Annotated in this window: 17 protein-coding genes; 9 read left to right on the plus strand and 8 right to left on the minus strand. The window is 62.1% G+C overall.

The features are described from left to right. Positions 1–897: 897 nt before the first annotated feature. The 3 genes from ABIB27_RS07315 to ABIB27_RS07325 all read left to right on the plus strand — a co-directional run bounded on the left by ABIB27_RS07315 (position 898) and on the right by ABIB27_RS07325 (position 3,265). On the plus strand, positions 898–1,251 hold the full coding sequence (locus ABIB27_RS07315) for a tetratricopeptide repeat protein (protein WP_354253778.1): 354 nt from the start codon (positions 898–900) through the stop codon (positions 1,249–1,251). A gap of 160 nt (positions 1,252–1,411) precedes the next feature. After that, positions 1,412–1,606 (plus strand): hypothetical protein, encoded by a 195-nt coding sequence (locus tag ABIB27_RS07320; RefSeq protein WP_354217680.1) that lies wholly within the window; start codon positions 1,412–1,414, stop codon positions 1,604–1,606. Positions 1,607–1,822: 216 nt separating this feature from the next. Further along, a complete protein-coding gene (locus tag ABIB27_RS07325; protein ID WP_354217679.1) occupies positions 1,823–3,265 on the plus strand; it encodes an IS1380 family transposase in 1,443 nt (480 codons plus the stop codon). 920 nt (positions 3,266–4,185) lie between these two features. On the opposite strand, the gene ABIB27_RS19435 is transcribed toward ABIB27_RS07325, so the two are convergent. Then, entirely contained in the window at positions 4,186–4,410 is a 225-nt protein-coding gene (locus tag ABIB27_RS19435; protein WP_502909149.1) for a DUF7793 family protein, read from the minus strand. Between the two features lie 96 nt (positions 4,411–4,506). On the opposite strand from ABIB27_RS19435, the gene ABIB27_RS07330 reads away from it, so the two are divergent. The 4 genes from ABIB27_RS07330 to ABIB27_RS07345 all read left to right on the plus strand — a co-directional run bounded on the left by ABIB27_RS07330 (position 4,507) and on the right by ABIB27_RS07345 (position 9,222). Beyond that, positions 4,507–5,932, plus strand: a protein-coding gene (locus ABIB27_RS07330) for an IS3 family transposase (RefSeq protein ID WP_354217678.1) whose coding sequence is annotated in 2 segments (ribosomal slippage) — positions 4,507–4,859 and positions 4,858–5,932 — 1,428 coding nt in all. Because the reading frame shifts where the segments join, the coding sequence is not laid out codon by codon here. A 509-nt stretch (positions 5,933–6,441) separates the two neighbouring features. After that, entirely contained in the window at positions 6,442–6,969 is a 528-nt protein-coding gene (locus ABIB27_RS07335) for a hypothetical protein (protein ID WP_354253743.1), read from the plus strand. A 234-nt stretch (positions 6,970–7,203) separates the two neighbouring features. Beyond that, on the plus strand, positions 7,204–7,623 hold the full coding sequence (locus tag ABIB27_RS07340; RefSeq protein WP_354217676.1) for an SRPBCC family protein: 420 nt from the start codon (positions 7,204–7,206) through the stop codon (positions 7,621–7,623). Between the two features lie 147 nt (positions 7,624–7,770). Beyond that, positions 7,771–9,222, plus strand: coding sequence for an amidase (locus tag ABIB27_RS07345; protein WP_354217675.1), 1,452 nt, complete (start codon positions 7,771–7,773; stop codon positions 9,220–9,222). Positions 9,223–9,496: 274 nt separating this feature from the next. On the opposite strand, the gene ABIB27_RS07350 is transcribed toward ABIB27_RS07345, so the two are convergent. The 3 genes from ABIB27_RS07350 to ABIB27_RS07360 all read right to left on the minus strand — a co-directional run bounded on the left by ABIB27_RS07350 (position 9,497) and on the right by ABIB27_RS07360 (position 12,089). Further along, entirely contained in the window at positions 9,497–9,919 is a 423-nt protein-coding gene (locus ABIB27_RS07350; protein WP_354253744.1) for a hypothetical protein, read from the minus strand. Positions 9,920–10,246: 327 nt separating this feature from the next. Further along, positions 10,247–11,065, minus strand: a complete 819-nt coding sequence (locus tag ABIB27_RS07355; RefSeq protein ID WP_354253745.1) for a hypothetical protein — start codon at positions 11,063–11,065, stop codon at positions 10,247–10,249. A gap of 478 nt (positions 11,066–11,543) precedes the next feature. Beyond that, positions 11,544–12,089 carry a hypothetical protein gene (locus ABIB27_RS07360; protein ID WP_354217673.1) on the minus strand — a complete coding sequence of 182 codons (546 nt, stop codon included), beginning with the start codon at positions 12,087–12,089 and terminating at the stop codon, positions 11,544–11,546. Between the two features lie 409 nt (positions 12,090–12,498). Between ABIB27_RS07360 and ABIB27_RS07365 the strand changes: the two genes are divergently transcribed. Then, positions 12,499–12,669 carry a hypothetical protein gene (locus tag ABIB27_RS07365; protein WP_354217672.1) on the plus strand — a complete coding sequence of 57 codons (171 nt, stop codon included), beginning with the start codon at positions 12,499–12,501 and terminating at the stop codon, positions 12,667–12,669. A 147-nt stretch (positions 12,670–12,816) separates the two neighbouring features. Here the strand turns inward: ABIB27_RS07365 and ABIB27_RS07370 are convergent, their stop codons facing one another. Next, complete coding sequence (locus ABIB27_RS07370; RefSeq protein WP_354253746.1) at positions 12,817–13,095, minus strand: putative quinol monooxygenase; 279 nt, start codon at positions 13,093–13,095, stop codon at positions 12,817–12,819. Between the two features lie 146 nt (positions 13,096–13,241). Next, positions 13,242–14,099 (minus strand): hypothetical protein, encoded by an 858-nt coding sequence (locus tag ABIB27_RS07375; protein ID WP_354217670.1) that lies wholly within the window; start codon positions 14,097–14,099, stop codon positions 13,242–13,244. Positions 14,100–14,336: 237 nt separating this feature from the next. Here ABIB27_RS07375 and ABIB27_RS07380 point away from each other — a divergent pair, with 237 nt between their 5' ends. Next, positions 14,337–14,708: a recombinase family protein gene (locus ABIB27_RS07380; RefSeq protein ID WP_354217669.1), complete on the plus strand. Its 372-nt coding sequence runs from the start codon at positions 14,337–14,339 to the stop codon at positions 14,706–14,708. Between the two features lie 838 nt (positions 14,709–15,546). On the opposite strand, the gene ABIB27_RS07385 is transcribed toward ABIB27_RS07380, so the two are convergent. Together ABIB27_RS07385 and ABIB27_RS07390 are read right to left on the minus strand one after the other, a co-directional pair. After that, positions 15,547–15,735 (minus strand): hypothetical protein, encoded by a 189-nt coding sequence (locus ABIB27_RS07385; RefSeq protein ID WP_354217668.1) that lies wholly within the window; start codon positions 15,733–15,735, stop codon positions 15,547–15,549. A gap of 79 nt (positions 15,736–15,814) precedes the next feature. Beyond that, positions 15,815–16,948 carry an ROK family transcriptional regulator gene (locus ABIB27_RS07390; protein ID WP_354217683.1) on the minus strand — a complete coding sequence of 378 codons (1,134 nt, stop codon included), beginning with the start codon at positions 16,946–16,948 and terminating at the stop codon, positions 15,815–15,817. Between the last annotated feature and the right edge of the window lie 77 nt (positions 16,949–17,025).

Raw genomic sequence — 17,025 nt, forward strand, 5'->3', positions numbered from 1 at the left:
CCCCGACGCGGCCTGGATCAACAAACCCGCCGAGAAAACCGACACAAAAGCAGCAGCCTAACTCCCACTGGCCTCATTCACCTTGACAAATTCCGACCCGGCATTGTCGGCGCGAGTAATGAAGTCCGCGTCGATGGGGGTCCACAGGATGGCTGCGGCGCTTGTTGTCGCTAAGGCGCAGAGACTGAGGACAAGGTAAACGACGGACATTACTGGTGGCTTTTCGGTGTGATGTGTCGGACGTTGGCGCAAAGCTTCCCCCGCTTTTTCGGTGACGGCCGGCCGTTGGAGCCGCTGTCGCTATGTTGTCCCTAACCCTGGGCGCCGTCAGCCTGGATATAGTCGGTGACCGTAGGCTTCCAGCGCGTCGTCTCTGATCCATTTCCTAGTCAAGAAGACGTCCAGAACGCAGGAAGCGGCGAAAGTGGCCCAAGACATCCATAAGGGTGCGGAACCCGCAAAGACCAATCCCATGACGGCAAGTACGATGCCGGCCGAGACATAGCCGTACGTTCGGCGGCCGCGGGTTGCACAGCGCGCCTCCTGCATCTCGCGAAAGTAGTTAAGCAACAGTCCCCCAAGGTTCGAATCGGAGCCTACAGCACCGGTTGCGCTAAGCAGCGCTTTTCGTGCTTGGCGAACACCGCAGCATTCCACAGCGCTTGTGGGACCGGGAACACCTGGAGCCCAGGGAGACCCGCTGCGTCGCCCGATAGCCGATCGGCTTGAGGGCACCGAAGGGCATGTGGCCATGGAAGAATCGGCGCATGATGGACAACTGGGAAACCGCGTGCAGGAGTTTGTGGGCGCACGCTGATGACACAGACCCTGCCGAAACCTTTAGGAGCATGAAAGCGCTCATTAATGAACAGCCTGATGGGGACGCCGCGGCTCTGTATGAATGGGCCTTTTGTTCACGACTTCCTGGGCAGCGAGACGGAAGCGATTCCCCTGTACCGCCTTGCACTCGACGCGGGTCTCGACGATAGGAGACGGCCTCAGGCTCTCATTCAACTCGCCAGCTCACTGCACAATGTGGGCGAGTTCGAGGCCGCGATTGAAGTTCTCGAGGATGTGGAGGAAAACGACGTCACCGGGGACGCACATCGTGCCTTTCTCGCCCTTGCACTTTTTGATGCCGGCCAGCCGGATCAGGCTCTCCGTGTTGCACTCGAGGCCCTGGCCACGACCCTTCCCCACTACCGTCGCGCAGTCATAGGGAATGCGGCAGAGCTCCTCCCGAGTCGCTAAAGTTCCCATCGAAAAGTCGGCCCACGAGACATCATCCTCAAAGTACGCCGAGCGTCCGTTCATGGATCCTTCACCGGACGTAGGGTGGACGAGTCGGCTGAGCCGGTCCACTAACGAGACGGCAAACTTAGGCCATCAATGCAGCCCTTAGGCTGATGTCATGAATAACACCATAAGAGCAACGCTCATTTGGTCGCTGGGGGCAGTTATTTTCTCTCTTGTCGGCGTATATATCGCATTGAACTCCAATGGCGTTTGGTACAGCATCGTCTCGGCGGTCATAGTTTTGCTCGCCGGCGTCACCTTCGCCGCCAGGGCCATTCTTTCCCTTCGTTCCTCAGATCCCAATATCTAGCTGAGTAACCAGCGGCACATGCGTGGTCACGTTCTCGGCTCTACTGGACGCGGGCTCTATGGCACGCGCGCTACTGGTAGCCGCAGCTGACAGCTAGCCCGGGGTTTTCATCGGGTTGGGCTGAGGGGTGTGTTTAAGACACGAAAAGGTGCTCTGACAAGGGAAAATAGGGGTGTCTACGCCGTTATTTCCGTGTCTTGAAGGAGCACCTTTTCGATGCATCAGCCTACCAAGGTCTTCCCATCCGTCCCGGTCACTTTCACCGGCCAGTCGCTGGTTTCCCATGCCGGCGCCAGGATCCTGACGTCATTCATCGACGCCCTCGGGTTCCGGGATCTATGCGAGGACCGGCTCGGGCAGTTCGTCCCCGCGATGGCCTCGCACCGGCCCGGGAGGCTGCTCGGGTCGCTGGCGGTGATGCTCGCCGCCGGCGGCGAGCACGCCTCCGACCTGGACATCCTGCGCTCCCAGCCCGGCGTGTTCGGCAACGTGCCCTCGAACGCTACAGTCTCCCGGTTCTTCGAACGCACCGTGAAGAACCCGGACGTTTTCGATTACGGCTTTTCGACCCTGGCCCAGGAACTGCGGACCCGGGCCTGGGAAGCGTCAGGGGACCGCAGCCCGGCGGTGAAGGCCACGGCCGCGGACCCGCTGCTCATCGACCTCGACGCCACACTGGTCACCTCGCACTCCGAGAAGGAACGAGCCACCGGAAACTACAAGGGCGGGTTCGGATTCGCCCCGTTCACCGCCAGCCTCGATTACGGTGCCGGCAACGGCACCGGGGAGGAACTCGCGGTGCTGATGCGCCACGGCGGGGCCACAGCGAACAACGCCGAGGACCACATCCGCATCTTCGAGGCCGCCATCGCCGTCCTGCCCGACTCCCTCTACGGTGAAGACGAGGAACTGGACGGGGAGAAGATCCTGGTGCGCACCGACAGCGCCGGCGCGTCCCGGAAGTTCCTCTGGTACCTGCATTCGCGAGACGTGCAGTTCTCGGTCTCGTACCCGGTGCCGGTCGGCAAGGCCCACATGATCGACTGGATCAACGACAAACAGTACTGGCAGCCGGCCCTGGACCAGGACGGCAACGAACGCGACGATGCCTGGGTCATCAACGCCACGCAGGTGATCCCGCTCGAGGACTACCCACCCGGGACGAAGATCTTCCTACGCGCCGAGCCGCTGCACCCCGGTGCGACACCGACCCTGCTCGACCTCGACGGTCACCGCGTGACAGCGTTCCTGACCAATGCCCCGCGCTGGCACGGGCCGTTCCTGGATGCCCGGCACCGGGCCCGCGGCCGGGCCGAGAACCGCATCAAGACGCTGAAAAACACCGGCCTGGGTAAGCTCCCGTTCTTCGATTTCGCCGCGAACCAGGCCTGGGCGAACCTCGCGGTCCTGGCCGCGAACCTGGTCTCCTGGCTCCAGCTCACCGCCCTGCCCGACGGCCACAAAGCAAGGGGCTGGGACATCAAACGCTGGCGCTACCGGCTCTTCGCTACCGCCGGGACGATCATCACCCGCGCCCGCCGGAACCACCTGCTGCTGCCCGACGCCGCACCGGAGAAGCCCCTCATCGCCGCACTGCTCGAAGCGATCAGCCGAATCGCCGCAGCCGCGAACCGCCCTGCACTCCTGCTGCGGAGCTGACACCGCAGCCCCAGTCAACGAACGAGCAGGAAAGAAGAAAACCAACGGGATCAGTGGAAGCCCGCGCCCCGCCCGGCGACCCGTGGCCTTTCAGCCACGCCCAAAATCCGATTCAGCCCGCCGGGACGGCAAAAACCGGGCCCGGCACCCCGACCACCATCCGATGAAAAATCTGGGCTAGAGGGGTCGCATATGAGGATCCCTCTACGGGACGCCCTCGCCTCACTACGGCGAGTTGGGCGTTATGGGGCCGCGGGCATTGGTTCCGGAGCGGCACTTCTCATACGCTCGGGGGTCCACTCTCGCTGCTCTCCCTCTTTCGGCGTCGTGACCTGCGAATCTGCCGAGTTCCCTTCAGAGTTGGCGGTTGGTTGAAGGGGCATCGGTGCAGGAGTGGCGTTGCGCATCTGTTCCTCGGTCAGCTGGACGAATCGTGTGCCGCAGCTGAATGCAGTCGCAGAACCAGCGGAAGGAGCGGTTGATTCTGTTGAGCTGGTCGGAAGCCGGACTGTCTCCCGGCACTCGCTTGCGTCGGCTATTTCAGTACCCTCACTAACTTCGGGGGAAGGCTCTGCAGATGGCAGTGGAGGCTCCTGGCGCCATTCTCCCTGCACCTCATTACCAACGCTTCCGCAGGCGGAGACGGAGAGAATCAGGACGCATGCAGCAGCGGACCCGCGGATCTCTCTCGAACGTCCCATGCCCTGATTGTCCCGATACGCGGGACACAAAAATAGGGGTCCAGTCTGAACCTCTGGTTTCGATCCGATCAATATTTTGGCTTTGATCTCGGAAAAGCTGGAGCTGATGAACGGCTTCTCCGAGTTCCATTTGCGGAACGCTCAACGGAACGTATTGGTTTTTGGCTAGCATTCGTTAGCCAGGAATGGCGTGACCTCGGATGAGCGTTTGGGGATCCTTCACCGTGCATTTGGCTGAAGGGGCTCCTGGAGAAGCCAGTCCATGGCCTCATTGCGGGAGGTGAAAAACCGAGTTGGACACGGGAGGGTCCGCCGCGCCATCGCGAAGTTAGCAATGACACGACTGACCGGGCTTGAGCCAAGCAGGGCAATCCGTGAGGCAGCGCACCGGACGCTGAAGACGGACTTGGCCCGGCCCTGCGTGTCAGGATCGGGTGAGGCCAGTAGCTAAGAGCAAGTCCGCCGTGTCGTAGGGCGAGAACCAGGAACCGATCCACCATGTCCAGTCCATCGATCAGCGCCGTGCGCGACGATAGTCCTATGAACAACAGCATCCCTGCAGGCCCGAGGTCGGGTGATCCGACGCGGAGGCGTTCGATCACTCCGGCGCAGAAACTCGTCCACCTTGCCGCTTACGAGGTCGCGATCGCCACGAATACGGGCGGGGCGTATCTGCGTCAGCAGGGCATCTATTCCTCCCAGATCACCGAATGGCGAAAGCTCCGTGACGCTGGCGTGCTGGAGGGCAAACAGCCCGGGGAGAAGATCGGGAAACTCACCCCGGAGCAGGCCGAGATCGCCCGGCTCAAACGAAAATTGGAGTTGACGGACCAACGTCTGGCCACGACTGAGGTGGCGTTGGAGATCATGTCAAAAATGCACGAGCTGTTGGAAATCTTTCCAAGGGCTCGCGGGACGAACCACCGCAGACGAGACAGTGCAAAACCCCTATCGTGAGCTGACTGCCCGCGGCATTTCCACCCGCACGGCCGCCACGTTGGTCGGTCTTCCCCGGGCAACCGCCACCCGGAAGCCCCGGGCGACACGTCTGTCGGCGGTCGTGGTGGTGCCGGCGAACAAGCTCAGCGATGCCGAGCGGACCCACATCCTTGACGTGGTGAACTCGCCGGAGTTCGTCGATTTGGCGCCGATCCAGATCTACGCCCAGCTGCTCGACGCGGGCGTGTATTTGGCGTCGATCTCCACCATTTACCGCGTTCTGCGGGACAACCGTCAAGTGAAGGAGCGTCGTGCCCAAGCGCGGCATTCGGCACGAGCCATCCCGGAACTTGTCGCCGTCAAACCAGGAGACGTCATTTCGTGGGATATTACCAAGCTGCCCGGGCCGATCAAAGGCAAGTATTTCGATGCCTACATGATGATCGATATCTTCTCGCGTTACATCGTGGGCTGCGCCGTCCACCCGTCTGAATCCGCGGTGTTAGCGGCGGAGATGATGACGAGAACCTTCGCTCTGCATGGCACCCCGCAGGATGTTCACGCCGACCGGGGAACGTCGATGACGAGCAAGACCGTTGCCGCGCTGTTGTCGGATTTGGAGATCACCCGGTCGCACTCCAGGCCCCGGGTGAGCAATGATAACCCGTTCTCGGAGGGCTGGTTCAAGACCCTGAAATACGCTCCCGTGTTCCCGGAACGCTTCGCCAGCCTCGGCGACGCACGCGCCTTCATGGCCGACTTCGTCGATGGTTACAACCACAATCATCGGCATACCGGCATCGGGTTGAACACCCCCGCGGACGTTCACTACGGTCTCGCGGCCGCCACGGCCCGAGCCCGCACCGCAGTCCTGCAGGCCGCCCGCGCAGCGAACCCGCACCGGTTCTCCACCACAACGGATCCGAAGATCCTCGCCCTGCCGGGCACGACCTGGATCAACAAACCCATGGAGACCACGACCGCCGAAATGAAGGACCGATCAACCGATGTCGAATTAGCTGCCTAAACTCCCGCTGGCCTCATCTGCCTTGACAAATTCCGCGGCGCGTCACCTCTTGGGTGTTCGTTATGTCGATCAACATCGGATACTCGGCACCATCGGCAACCTCATTGACCGTTGCCATCGCCGCATGTACATCAGCGGCCTCCAGAACAGTACCCTGGGTTCCACACAAGCTGAAGAACTCCCTCGGCGTCGAGTCCCACCGTGCCCTTGCCGCTACCAACAATTATCTGTTCCACCTTTTGCTCCCCCAGCATCCTTGTGTAGCTAAGACTAAACTGCCTGCCCGGAGGAGCGCAGCGAAACGGCGAGTCAAACGCTGAGCCTCTTGAGATGATCAACTCCTCGGAGGGCTTCCCGGCTGGGTGGAACGACCGCCCGTTAGCCGGGTGGCTCATCGGGCGCCGATGCGTCCGGTAAGGGATCCCTCACCGGGACACCATAACGTCATTGAACGCGTGGCCGTATGGCGCCCTTTTAGCCCTCAAACGGTTGCGACGTAATCTAATGCCATGGAGCGAGTGCTGTTCGACCAAGTTGTCGAGACCGATTACGGGCAATTCGACCTCACTTGGGCCGGGGACGGCTTCGACGGAGATTTCGATCGCTTCTTCGCCGGTCAGACCAACGGATTGGTCGGCGCCTCCGACCCCAACGGCCTGTATGTGAACTTAGCCCGCCGGTCAGGCGGATCGCCCGTGCGCATCGTTGTGCTGGAAGCCAAGCCCAGAGACGATGCCGATGCCCCATGGAAGGACGTCGTCGAGGTGTCATTTGTCCTCCCCGAAGGACACCAGATGCGGTGGAGTTCCTGGGCAGGAGAGAGCGGTGGCGTACTTGCCGACATACCGCCCGGCAGCTACCGGCTGAGAGCCAGCGCAAAGGGACGAGATCGAGGAAGGGAAGGTGAGTTCTCCGATCACTCTGTCGACTCCTATCTCCTCCAGATGTGGCCGGCACCCCCGCAGCCAGACGCGGTGCTGCGCACCGGGAGCAAGGACGCCAAATACTGGCATCGCGAGGTAGGCCACCGTCGATAATCGCGCAGCCTTACCCAACGCCGATGACTCCCGTACCGCTGCTTCCCTAGCTTCCGACGATCAGCCCATGGAACCTGCAGGACGTCCGCTAAAGGATCCCTTACCGGGCACTCCTTGCCGTGGACACTCTGCGTGCTTGCGCCATCCTGAATTTGGCGCAATTCAAGTCGAGACTGAAAGAACTGCAATACTCTGACGATGGCCGTCTATTTTGAGTGCAGAACGCGGACGAAGATGCCCAAATCGGAGCTATTTGACCTTGCCCGGAGCATCGACGTCCACAAGGACTCCATGGTGCAATCTCATGAAGAGGCCGTAGATGGCGTGACGTCCGGTCTCATCTCCTTGGGCGAGGAAGTGACGTGGCGAGCTTGGCACTTCGGCGTCCCGCTTCAAATGACGAGCCGGATCACCGAGATGCAGATACCCGACTACTTCGTAGATGAGCAGGTTAAAGGTCCGTTCCGACGGTTCCGGCATGTTCATGAGTTCAGCCAGGACTCAGCAGGAACCACGATGGTGGATCGCATCGAGTTCGTGGCTCCGTTCGGGCCCATTGGACGTATGGCCGAGAAACTAGTGCTGGGCCGCTACCTCCAAAGGCTGATCGAGACGCGCAACCGACATCTTGCAGGTGACTCGAATCTCGAATAGATCGTCTCGGTAGCCCATCGGTCGCCGGACGGCGCTCCGCCGGCGTGGCTGCCCTCTCGTGAAGGCCTGCGGCAGTGAACGTCGAGGCCGTCCCGGTGGATGGGGATGTGGGGCCGGGCGCCTGTGGCGGCACTTAGAATCGGATTCATGGAGTGGGCATTTCTTTCGGCCGAAGAACTAGTGTCCGCCTTGCGGACCGGCGAGGTGACCTCGGTGGAGCTGACCGAGGAGGCGATCGCCCGTATCGAGCGGGACGATGAGGCGATTAACGCGATCTGTGTGCCGGACTTCGATCGTGCACGGGCTGCCGCGCGCCGGGCCGACGAGGCGCGCGCCCGCGGCGAGGACCGGCCACTGCTCGGTATTCCTGTGACGGTCAAGGAGTCCTACAACGTTGCCGGGTTGCCCACGACCTGGGGGATGCCGCAGTATGCGCACTATGTGCCCGCTGAGGACGCGGTGGTGGTGTCACGCCTGAAGGCCGCGGGCGCGGTGATTCTCGGCAAGACCAATGTGCCGTTCATGCTGCAGGATTGGCAGAGCTTCAACGAGATCTACGGCACCACCAATAACCCCTGGGACCAGGGTCGAACGCCTCGCGGATCCTCCGGCGGATCAGCGGCGGCGCTGGCATCGGGATTCGGCGCGCTGTCTATCGGCTCCGACCTCGCGGGTTCACTGCGCAACCCGGCGCATTTCTGCGGTATCTACGCACACAAGCCTACGTTCGGGCTGGTGCCGACCCGCGGGATGGTGCCGCCGCCCGCACCGGCGCTGCCGGTCGATGGCGACCTCGGCGTCTGCGGTCCGATGGCGCGCACCGCCCGCGACCTCACATTGTTGCTGAATGTGATGGCGGGACCGGACCCGTTAACGCGCGGCGTCGCCTATGATCTGACTCTGCCGCCCGCGCGTCACCAGAGGCTCTGCGACTTCCGCGTCCTGGTGCTCGACGAGCATCCGCTCATTGAGACCGGGTCGGCAGTGCGGGCCGGGGTGAACCGAGTCGCCGCCGCACTCGTCGACGGCGGGGCCCGCGTCGAGCGGCGCAGTCCGCTCCTCCCCGATCTGACCGAAAACGCGACGCTGTACGCGCGGTTGATGTTATCGAACAGCGGCGCGCGTGTCCCCGCGGAGACTTACGAGCAGCTGCGGACCCTCGCCGCCGACCTGGACGCGGACGATGAGAGCCTTAACGCGTCCCGGCTGCGCGGCATGGTCCTGAGCCATCGCGATTGGATCGACGCCGACATTCGCCGCGAACGTCACCGCCACGCCTGGCGGCACTTCTTTACCGAATTCGATGCCGTGGTGTGTCCGATCATGTCAATTCCCGCGTTCCCGCACGACCACAACCCGGACCGCGGGGAACAGAGGATCGACATCGACGGCGTCGAGTACCCCTCCGTTGATCAATCGATCTGGGCCGGTGTGGCCACCATGCCCGGACTGCCTGCCACCGCCATACCCACCGGCCGGTCCCCGGATGGGCTGCCGGTGGGAGTGCAGCTCATCGGTCCGATGTTCGAGGACCGTTCCCCGCTGCGACTGGCTGAACTGCTCGAGCGGAGGATCGGCGGCTTCGAGCCACCGAGGTAGGGCCCACAGCCGTCCAATAGCCGGTCCCCCACCACGACACCTTCGGGGTACTCCCCCAACGATAAAATGGCGGCGTTTTTGCAGGGCTAATTGTCGCGATCATCGTCCGGAAGCGGATCGGCTTGCGGGCATGGCCTCGGGCCTCCATCTTCCTCAGCCTCGCGGGCTGGACGTCCCCATTTGATTGTCAGAGATACAAACCGGGAAGCCCCCGAGTAGGCTCTAGCCCTTAGTCAAGAGGAGCAGTCGCCCCAATGCGAAGCCACCCTGCGGGCTAACGAGGAGGATTTTCGTTCAGTCGGGCGAGTAGGGACCGGAATGGCCCTGGGTCGAAGTCGACGCGCCGCCGCACTGACCAGGCTTCAGCCACGTCTACGGCATCTCGCATGGCTTGTACTCCATACGCATATGGATCATCCGGCGGGTCAACGGGTACGGCTACCTGAATCTTTAGGAGGTGGTCGGCCTTGCGGAACGCGCCGGTGCGAACTCCTTGGAAATCAGGACTGATGATGTGTCCAGGGATTTGGAACTCGACGTTAATGTTGAAATCCGACTCAAGTTGATCCCGTATTTCTGACACGTCCCTGGATAATCGCGTGAGCGCCTCCCGCCAGACCTTACTCTGGGCGGTAAATCCGCCGACAATGACTCCGACGGAGAGCGCTTTGGGCCTGTCGGGAATTGATTCAATCACGGCACAGCACTTTCGAAGTCTCCCGTCCCACATTCCCGGATGCCGCTCCACGGCCCGATCGCGTTGATTGATGCGTGGCCGCTAGCCTCACAGATCGCGTCAATATGTCCCCCGTCAAACAAGATCGCTTCCGTATCTGCATGCATAGAGCTTACTGAAGGGCTCAGCAGGGTGGTTGAGGTGCCGCGCACTGTGAATCAGACCACGTCACAGCCCCCGCTCAGGGATCCCTTACCGGATACCTCCTATCCCGAGTCCGGGTGGCAGGACCATGCGCCTTCGGCAGTTCCTGCCAGCCGCTGAGGAGGCAGGGCCCGACTTGATTCACTAGCCTTGCCTTTTGCAGGTGCGCCCGCGGCCCAGGAGCCAACTGCCGGTCCAAAGCAGCACCACGAGAGTCAGGATCGCGGTGCCATTGGGAGCCAGGCTGAACACTGCTGGAACGTACGGGAGTACGAAGATGATGGTGGCTGTCCCGGCGCCCGGGGATGAGCCACCCCCGGGCGCTGATCCCCGTTCTCCGCTATTGAGCCCGCTACGCGCTTTCTCCCGCCGCTCGTCGGCTTGGAGGATGCCGTCGCGGACAGCGGCGCGGATGACGCCGTAGAGGACGTAGAAGAAGACTGCCGCGAAGACCACGAGCAGGACCGGGTTGTTGAGTGGATTCATCCCTGCACGTCTTCCTTCAGGCCAGTACTTCTGGACTCCAGCAGCGGCATCTCGAAGCTGAAGGCCGTCGAGGGAGATGGAGCTTTCGGGCATGCCCATGTCCGTCCACTGCGCGACAAGGCGCAGGTCCCCGGCCGGCGGCAGCGGCCAGAGCCAGAGTGCGGCGTTTGCTGACATGTCATCTTCCCCGCCATTACCGCCCTTGGGCCGGTATTCGAAGACCGGGCCATCAGGTTTCTGGTCCAGCGGCTTGTGCCCGTACATCGCCAGGGATGAGCTGCTGGCCTTTGTGCCGTCCGGGAACTGGACTCCGAGCAGGAGGATGGAGTCGGAAGAAATGCCTCCATCGCGCACTTGCGGCGCCGGCCGGTGAGAAACGGCATTGATCTCCGCCCACTTTCGGTCCTCCTGGTCGGTGCGGCGCAGAATCCATTTCACGTCAATGATGCATCCGGTGGAGTAGACCTCAACGGCCATCACAAAGGTCGGGGACTGGTGGACGAACCGATTCACCGGGACGAGGGCGGGCAGTTCGTAGGGGGGTGGCGCCCGCCCAGGGAGGCGGCGTGAACTGCGGCGTCCGTGGGCGGGGAGGCGACGACGGGATCGAGTAGTCCTGGAAGAAGGTCACGGTCGTTCCTACGGTTACGATGGCTGCGACCGACCAGTGGAACAGCGGCGTGCGCCGCTTTGGATCCCCCAATCCGCCCTTACCGGCCCCAGTCTAGCCTCGGACCACAGTCCTAGGGATCGTGACGCCGGAGCGACGGCACGAGCTGCCCGTTAGCCGGTGGCCCACGGGGCTCCAGTGCCCGATTGGGATCCTTTACCGGGCACCTTTCCGTCGAGACGAGCCAGCCACCGCGGACGCTGTGAATCGCCGCGATAGGGCACTCCGTATGGTGGGAACCTGAGTCTGCAGATTTGCGCCTAACAGGTTACCTCGCCAACGCCATCACTGCATGGGGCTTGCTGGGCGCTGCCGTGGGCCAAGCAACACGGACGCTGCGAACCCGGCGCCAAGGACAAGGACACACCCGAACCATCCGAGTACCAGATAAACCCTGATCATTGTGTCTGTGGCCTCGTAAGGGGTGAGCGACTGCCCGGCAACCACGACTTTTCCGGCCGATGAGCGGGCAATGACTGCCATCCGTAGTCCGGGCTCCGGCTGCCACGTCACAGCATCCTCACCTGATCTCCTTGCCGTGTCGAGCACGCCGGATGGGAGGGTTGGAAGTACTCCGTGGAGAGTGGCCGTTCCCGTCTCCGGTTTGTCATCGGTGCCGTACACGATGACAAACACCCCACTATCGGGGGTCAACTCCACCAGTGGGACCGACGCAACGGATGTGCCGAGAAGCTGCATCTGGGCAGCGGCCGCCGCAGAGGGCGCCACATTGGCAGACCTACGGCCGGATTGCTGGAATGCAATGTACAGACTGCCGAATACGACCGTCACGACAGCTGCTGCTGCCAGCCACCCGATAATTCTTTTCATACCGGTCATCATCGGACATCCACCGCCAAGGCGGAAGGGACGGCGCTTGGCCCGGTCGGCAGGGGTTACTTGGCAGACCTGCTGGTGCCAGTCCCGGCCACCCGTTCACAACTAGGAAGGATCCCGGTGACGCGCCGCTCGGAACGTTCCTTGCCGTGGGGATGGTTCCGCCAGTGGCCGCTTGACATAGCGCGATGGCCGTTCCGTTCACGGAACGGCCATCGAAGCCGGGTGCAGGTCGAACAATAGCAGGCGCCCGTACCGCAATCGATACCGTTTGCCGAGGCCGGCTTGGCAACAGAGGTGGAAGCGTGTTTTCGCGTCGGGCTTACCCGGGGCATGCCCGGGTGGTCCGGTGAAGGATCGTCCAGCGGACGATCACATGGCCGTGGGTGTATAGGATTCGGGAATGGCTGAATTCATTGAAGACTGCGAGGTCTATGCCGGGGGCTCCTATCCCGTCGCGATCTCCCACGGTCACCCGATTCTGGGCAAGGTAGGGCTCAAGGCGCGGGTCGACGTCGAAACCGGCGAAGTGACCTTCTACGTCCCGACCGAGAAGATCCACAAGCTGAGGTAGCTAGCCCCCCCAGGTTCACGGCACCAGCAGAAACCTGCGCGGCCGGAGCGGCTCGCTGACCATCTGGGTCTGGCCGCTGCCAGTGGACGGTACCGACCGTCTGGTAACCGATTGGCCGGGCGTGGGCATCCTCGAGAGCGGCCGAAGTCAGAGTCCCTCGATTTTGTAGCGGCGTTCGATTCCGTCGGTGACGCGTCCCCATTTACTGCCGGCGACCCGGGCTTGGTGAGCTCTGAATGCCGTGGCATCGCGGAACAATTCATCAACGTGCCACACCAATGGGTCGTCGGTAGGGCTCACACGGAATGAGACACAGCCAACTTCGGCGCATGTTTGCGCAATGTGGACGGCAAGATGCTGGACGACGACGGCGACGTCGTCGTTGTCGCGGCACACGAGTTGTCCACTGAGATAAACATCAGTCATCGAGCCATCTTCCCGCATCACCAGTGGCCCCTTCAGCCGACGCGCCTTGGTGACGCGCGTGCGGTGAAGGATCCTTTAACGGGCGTATTCGACACGCTATTCGGTCGTCGGGAAGTTGGATAGCGGCCGGGGCTTTCTGCGATTGGTCACTCCGGCTCGAGGCTTGGGTCGCTTCGGAAGCTGGCGACCAGTTGTTCGAACTTGGAAACGTGCTTGTGGATTCTTGCCGCGTCCTGGTCGGAGTTGAGCCAGGGCTTACGCTTCCCAATCAGGAGAACATCGCGCAGCTTGCCGTCGATGTCGAAGGGTGTCGTTAGCGGGAGAAGGGCGTTCAACGCTTCCGATTCCACTGTTTCGTGCAACCGTGCTCGGAGCCAAGCGATCTGCTCTGTTGTGAACAGGTTGCATGGTATTCGTAGATTTTCGAGGTTGGTCAGTGAACCAAGAGGCTGGATCCGACCATCGTCGATGCGTTTCGGAAGCAAGCTTAGAGTCAGTAATCCCGTCAGCGAGGCCAGGGGTTCCAGCGTCTCGAAAGTAGTCTTGCTCCATACCGCGTCACCGAGGATGAGTTCCTTCAGAGCGTGCCCGGTTAGTAGGTCATCCAGCCGGTGGAATCGGGTGAAGTCCTCTACCCGCAACGCAGTCAGATGCGGCGTACGCGAAAGGTTCCATAGTCGTGTGGACCGCTGATTCCAATAGAACGAGACCATCCGGAGCCCTGACAGGTCCTCAAGCGGGGTGAGGTCCTCAATCCTGGGGCACTTCCAGAACTCAATCGCTGTGAACTGCCTTCCGCAGCTGGAGACCAGTCGCTCAAACACGGCCTGGTCCAGCCCGCTGATACGAAGGGCGGTTGAATCAGGGTGCGCCTCGATTTTCGAGAGGTGTCCGGGATCGAATTTCCCGCCGCCGATCTGCGGCTGGACAAGGTCAAGGAACCATAAGGGCTGGGCATCGCCCGCCCGCCTGAGCTCCAACAGGTCCTTGGGGCCTGATTCCATGTTTGCTCCGTCTCCCCGTCAGAAACCCATCAAAACGTTAGTCGCAAACCTATCAATCGGGCGCAGAAGTAAGCATGGCAACCTGAGAATGTCGTCTTGCGATGCGCCCGTAAGCCGGTCGTCCACCGGCCGTCCCGACGCTGCGCTTGGGTCTTCTTCACATCCGAGTGTTTCCGCCATTGCCGGATTCCCGTATACCCTGCCCGAATTAATGCCCGGTACGCTACAGTCCGAAGCATGCTCATCGGCTACGCCCGCTGCTCGACCAGCACCCAGGACCTCACCGCCCAGCACCATGCCCTCCACACCCTCGGCGTCGACGCCGAGATGGTCCACGTCGACCACGGATTCACCGGCACCAAACGCGACCGACCCGGGCTGGGCAAAGCTCTCGCGGCGTGCCGCGGCGGCGACACGTTCGTGATGACCAAACTTGACCGGCTCGCACGGTCCCTACCGGATGCGACGGATATCGCCGACGAGCTCACACGCAAGGGCGTGACCCTCAACATCGGCGGCAGCATCCACAACGGAGAGATCGCCGAACTCTTCGGCGTTGCCCGTTCTACCGTCTTCCGGGCCATCCAGCGCGCCGTGCTGGCCACGTGACCTTCTCCCGCCAGCTGGCCGGCGCATCGTGACCATCTGTTCGGAACCGCATGGGCATTCAATTTAGCGCCGCTGCTACCAAGAGCTGCCCCGCCACCCTCATTCAAGGCCTCCAGGGACGCCGCCAGCCGGGACCCCGGACAATGCCCAGGCGAGCCTCAGTAGCCTGACGTTTTGTGCACGCGACTCCCGACCAAAGTGACGCTTTGTGCAGGGGACTTTGGACACCAGATGTCCATACCCGTCCGCACATCTCCCGTACTTTCAGGGGCAGCTTATGCAGACGACTTCGGAAAGTGAGAATGTGCTCCGCATCGGTGGCCATGTCATGCCGATCCCCCGCACTCCTTCATGAACAGGTATCAGAGCGGAAATTCCGGACCGGCCTCAAGCCTGGGTCGATCTAAAGAATAATCAGCAAATCATGTTGCACGCGACCCTAGCCACCATGAAGTAGTGAACGCTAAAAAGCCGACGGAAGGACGAAGAAGGATGAGCACCCAGAAGGGGCCCCACAGGGCGGCACCCGGTCCGCCGTAGTCCGCCGCTCCCCCACACAAACAAATAGGTCTGTCCGGGACCCGCACACCCGGAACATCAGATTTGAGGCGAGGGTGTGCACAATGTGCACACGAAAAACACCCAAAAAGCCCCTGACCTGCGGAACCACTGTGCCCGAGGTGGGACTCGAACCGGACTCCAGCCCCTGAGTTTCCGCCACTCCCCCGAAAACATCCGCAATCCGGCCCAGTCCGGCACCAGTACGACCCGATCCGAAGCCCAGGGTGTGCACAATGTGCACAGCCCGCTTCGGCCTTCGAACTCCCCCACCGACTGCTCATCGAGAATTCCGAGCCATCAGCCTGAGCCCCCTCCGCAGCACTAGCCGCCGCATCAGGTGCTCCTCGGCCAGGACGGCGCTGCGATTCAAATCGATGTCGCCGGCCGCCACGCCAACCACCAGCCCGAAGCCCTCCGATGCGTTGAAGTAGCGCCGGTGGCCGTGGACCCAGAGCAGCAGAACCATGAGCGTTCAGACGGTGCGTTTGTCGTCCGCAAACAATGCGCACAATCCGATTGGGCGTCCGGGTCCACGAACTGGAGGTCTAGGCTGTTCGGCGGCTGTGGAGGGATTCGAGTCGCTCGGCGGAGAGCGCGTGTTCGATGGCGAGGATACTGGCACCGATGACGCCGGCCTGGGGCCCGGAGCGTGACTGTGCGATGGTCAAGTGGTGTGTGGCTATGGGTGTGGACCGGCTATAAACGGCTTCGCGGATTCCGGCGATTAGGTGTTCGCCGGCTTCGGCCATCGAGCCCCCGATGGTTATGACGGAGGGGTTGATGATGCTGACGCACATGTTCAGGACCTCACCGATGTCCCGGCCCGCCTGTCGGACGGCCTGTATGGCGGGGAGGTCTCCGGCGCGCACCAGTGCAATGACATCCGCCACCGTACGGACATCCGCGCCGTTTTTTCTGAGGCCGGCAGCTACTGCCGGACCGCTGGCGAGGGCTTCGAGGCAGCCCATATTGCCGCAGCTGCAGGGGACGAGGGCGCCACGGGAGATGGGTATATGGCCGATATCCCCGGCGGTTCCGTCGGCCCCGCGTTGAAGCTGTCCGCTGCTGATGATCCCTGCTCCGATGCCGGTGGCGACCTTGACGAAGATCATATGGTCCGTGTCGGGCCATTGGGCTGAGCGTTCACCCAGGGCCATGATGTTCACATCATTGTCGACCAGGACGGGCACCTGGAATTTTTTTCGCATGGCTTCCGGAACGTCGAATCCGTCCCAGCCCGGCATGAGGGGCGGTTTGGAGGGTTTCCCGGTGCCGTGTTCAACCGGGCCGGGCAGTCCGATGCCGATGGCTATAAGTTCGCGGGAATCGCGGTCGATCTGCTTCAGGAGTGCCGTGATGTTCTCGGCCAGGGAGGTGAGCACATCGTCGGGCCTGTCGGCAATTTCAAGTCTCGTATGTGTTTCAGCGATTCTGTTCCCGGCGAGATCGGTGATGGCGATAGCGGCGTGCGTGGCACCGAGGTCAGCGGCCGCGACAATTCCGGCGCCGGCGTTGAAGGCAATTTGAGACGACGGCCGCCCGCCGGTTGAAGAGGCATAAGAGACCGGCTTGACCAGCCCAAGCTCCGAGAGGGTGTCGATCCGCGCGCCGATGGTCGACCGTGAAAGTCCCGTTTGAGCAGTCAGCTCGGCCCGGGTCCTCGGTTTGCCGTCGCGCATGAGTTGAAAGACCTCGAATGCGCCGAATCCGGGCGTTTGGGTGGTCACTGAAACTGTCTCCCTCCGGTAGGACTGCG

The sequence above is a fragment of the Arthrobacter sp. UYEF21 genome (assembly GCF_040546085.1).
Taxonomy (GTDB): Bacteria; Actinomycetota; Actinomycetes; order Actinomycetales; family Micrococcaceae; genus Arthrobacter.

What these genes read in the sequence shown, in the direction of transcription:
- ABIB27_RS07315 (WP_354253778.1), top strand. Translation starts at nt 898, where the DNA reads ATGAATGGGCCTTTTGTTCACGACTTCCTGGGCAGCGAGACGGAAGCG.
- ABIB27_RS07320 (WP_354217680.1), top strand. Translation starts at nt 1,412, where the DNA reads ATGAATAACACCATAAGAGCAACGCTCATTTGGTCGCTGGGGGCAGTT.
- ABIB27_RS07325 (WP_354217679.1), top strand. Translation starts at nt 1,823, where the DNA reads ATGCATCAGCCTACCAAGGTCTTCCCATCCGTCCCGGTCACTTTCACC.
- ABIB27_RS07335 (WP_354253743.1), top strand. Translation starts at nt 6,442, where the DNA reads ATGGAGCGAGTGCTGTTCGACCAAGTTGTCGAGACCGATTACGGGCAA.
- ABIB27_RS07340 (WP_354217676.1), top strand. Translation starts at nt 7,204, where the DNA reads ATGCCCAAATCGGAGCTATTTGACCTTGCCCGGAGCATCGACGTCCAC.
- ABIB27_RS07345 (WP_354217675.1), top strand. Translation starts at nt 7,771, where the DNA reads ATGGAGTGGGCATTTCTTTCGGCCGAAGAACTAGTGTCCGCCTTGCGG.
- ABIB27_RS07355 (WP_354253745.1), bottom strand. Translation starts at nt 11,065, where the DNA reads ATGGCCGTTGAGGTCTACTCCACCGGATGCATCATTGACGTGAAATGG.
- ABIB27_RS07360 (WP_354217673.1), bottom strand. Translation starts at nt 12,089, where the DNA reads ATGAAAAGAATTATCGGGTGGCTGGCAGCAGCAGCTGTCGTGACGGTC.
- ABIB27_RS07365 (WP_354217672.1), top strand. Translation starts at nt 12,499, where the DNA reads ATGGCTGAATTCATTGAAGACTGCGAGGTCTATGCCGGGGGCTCCTAT.
- ABIB27_RS07370 (WP_354253746.1), bottom strand. Translation starts at nt 13,095, where the DNA reads ATGACTGATGTTTATCTCAGTGGACAACTCGTGTGCCGCGACAACGAC.
- ABIB27_RS07375 (WP_354217670.1), bottom strand. Translation starts at nt 14,099, where the DNA reads ATGGAATCAGGCCCCAAGGACCTGTTGGAGCTCAGGCGGGCGGGCGAT.
- ABIB27_RS07380 (WP_354217669.1), top strand. Translation starts at nt 14,337, where the DNA reads ATGCTCATCGGCTACGCCCGCTGCTCGACCAGCACCCAGGACCTCACC.
- ABIB27_RS07385 (WP_354217668.1), bottom strand. Translation starts at nt 15,735, where the DNA reads ATGGTTCTGCTGCTCTGGGTCCACGGCCACCGGCGCTACTTCAACGCA.
- ABIB27_RS07390 (WP_354217683.1), bottom strand. Translation starts at nt 16,948, where the DNA reads ATGCGCGACGGCAAACCGAGGACCCGGGCCGAGCTGACTGCTCAAACG.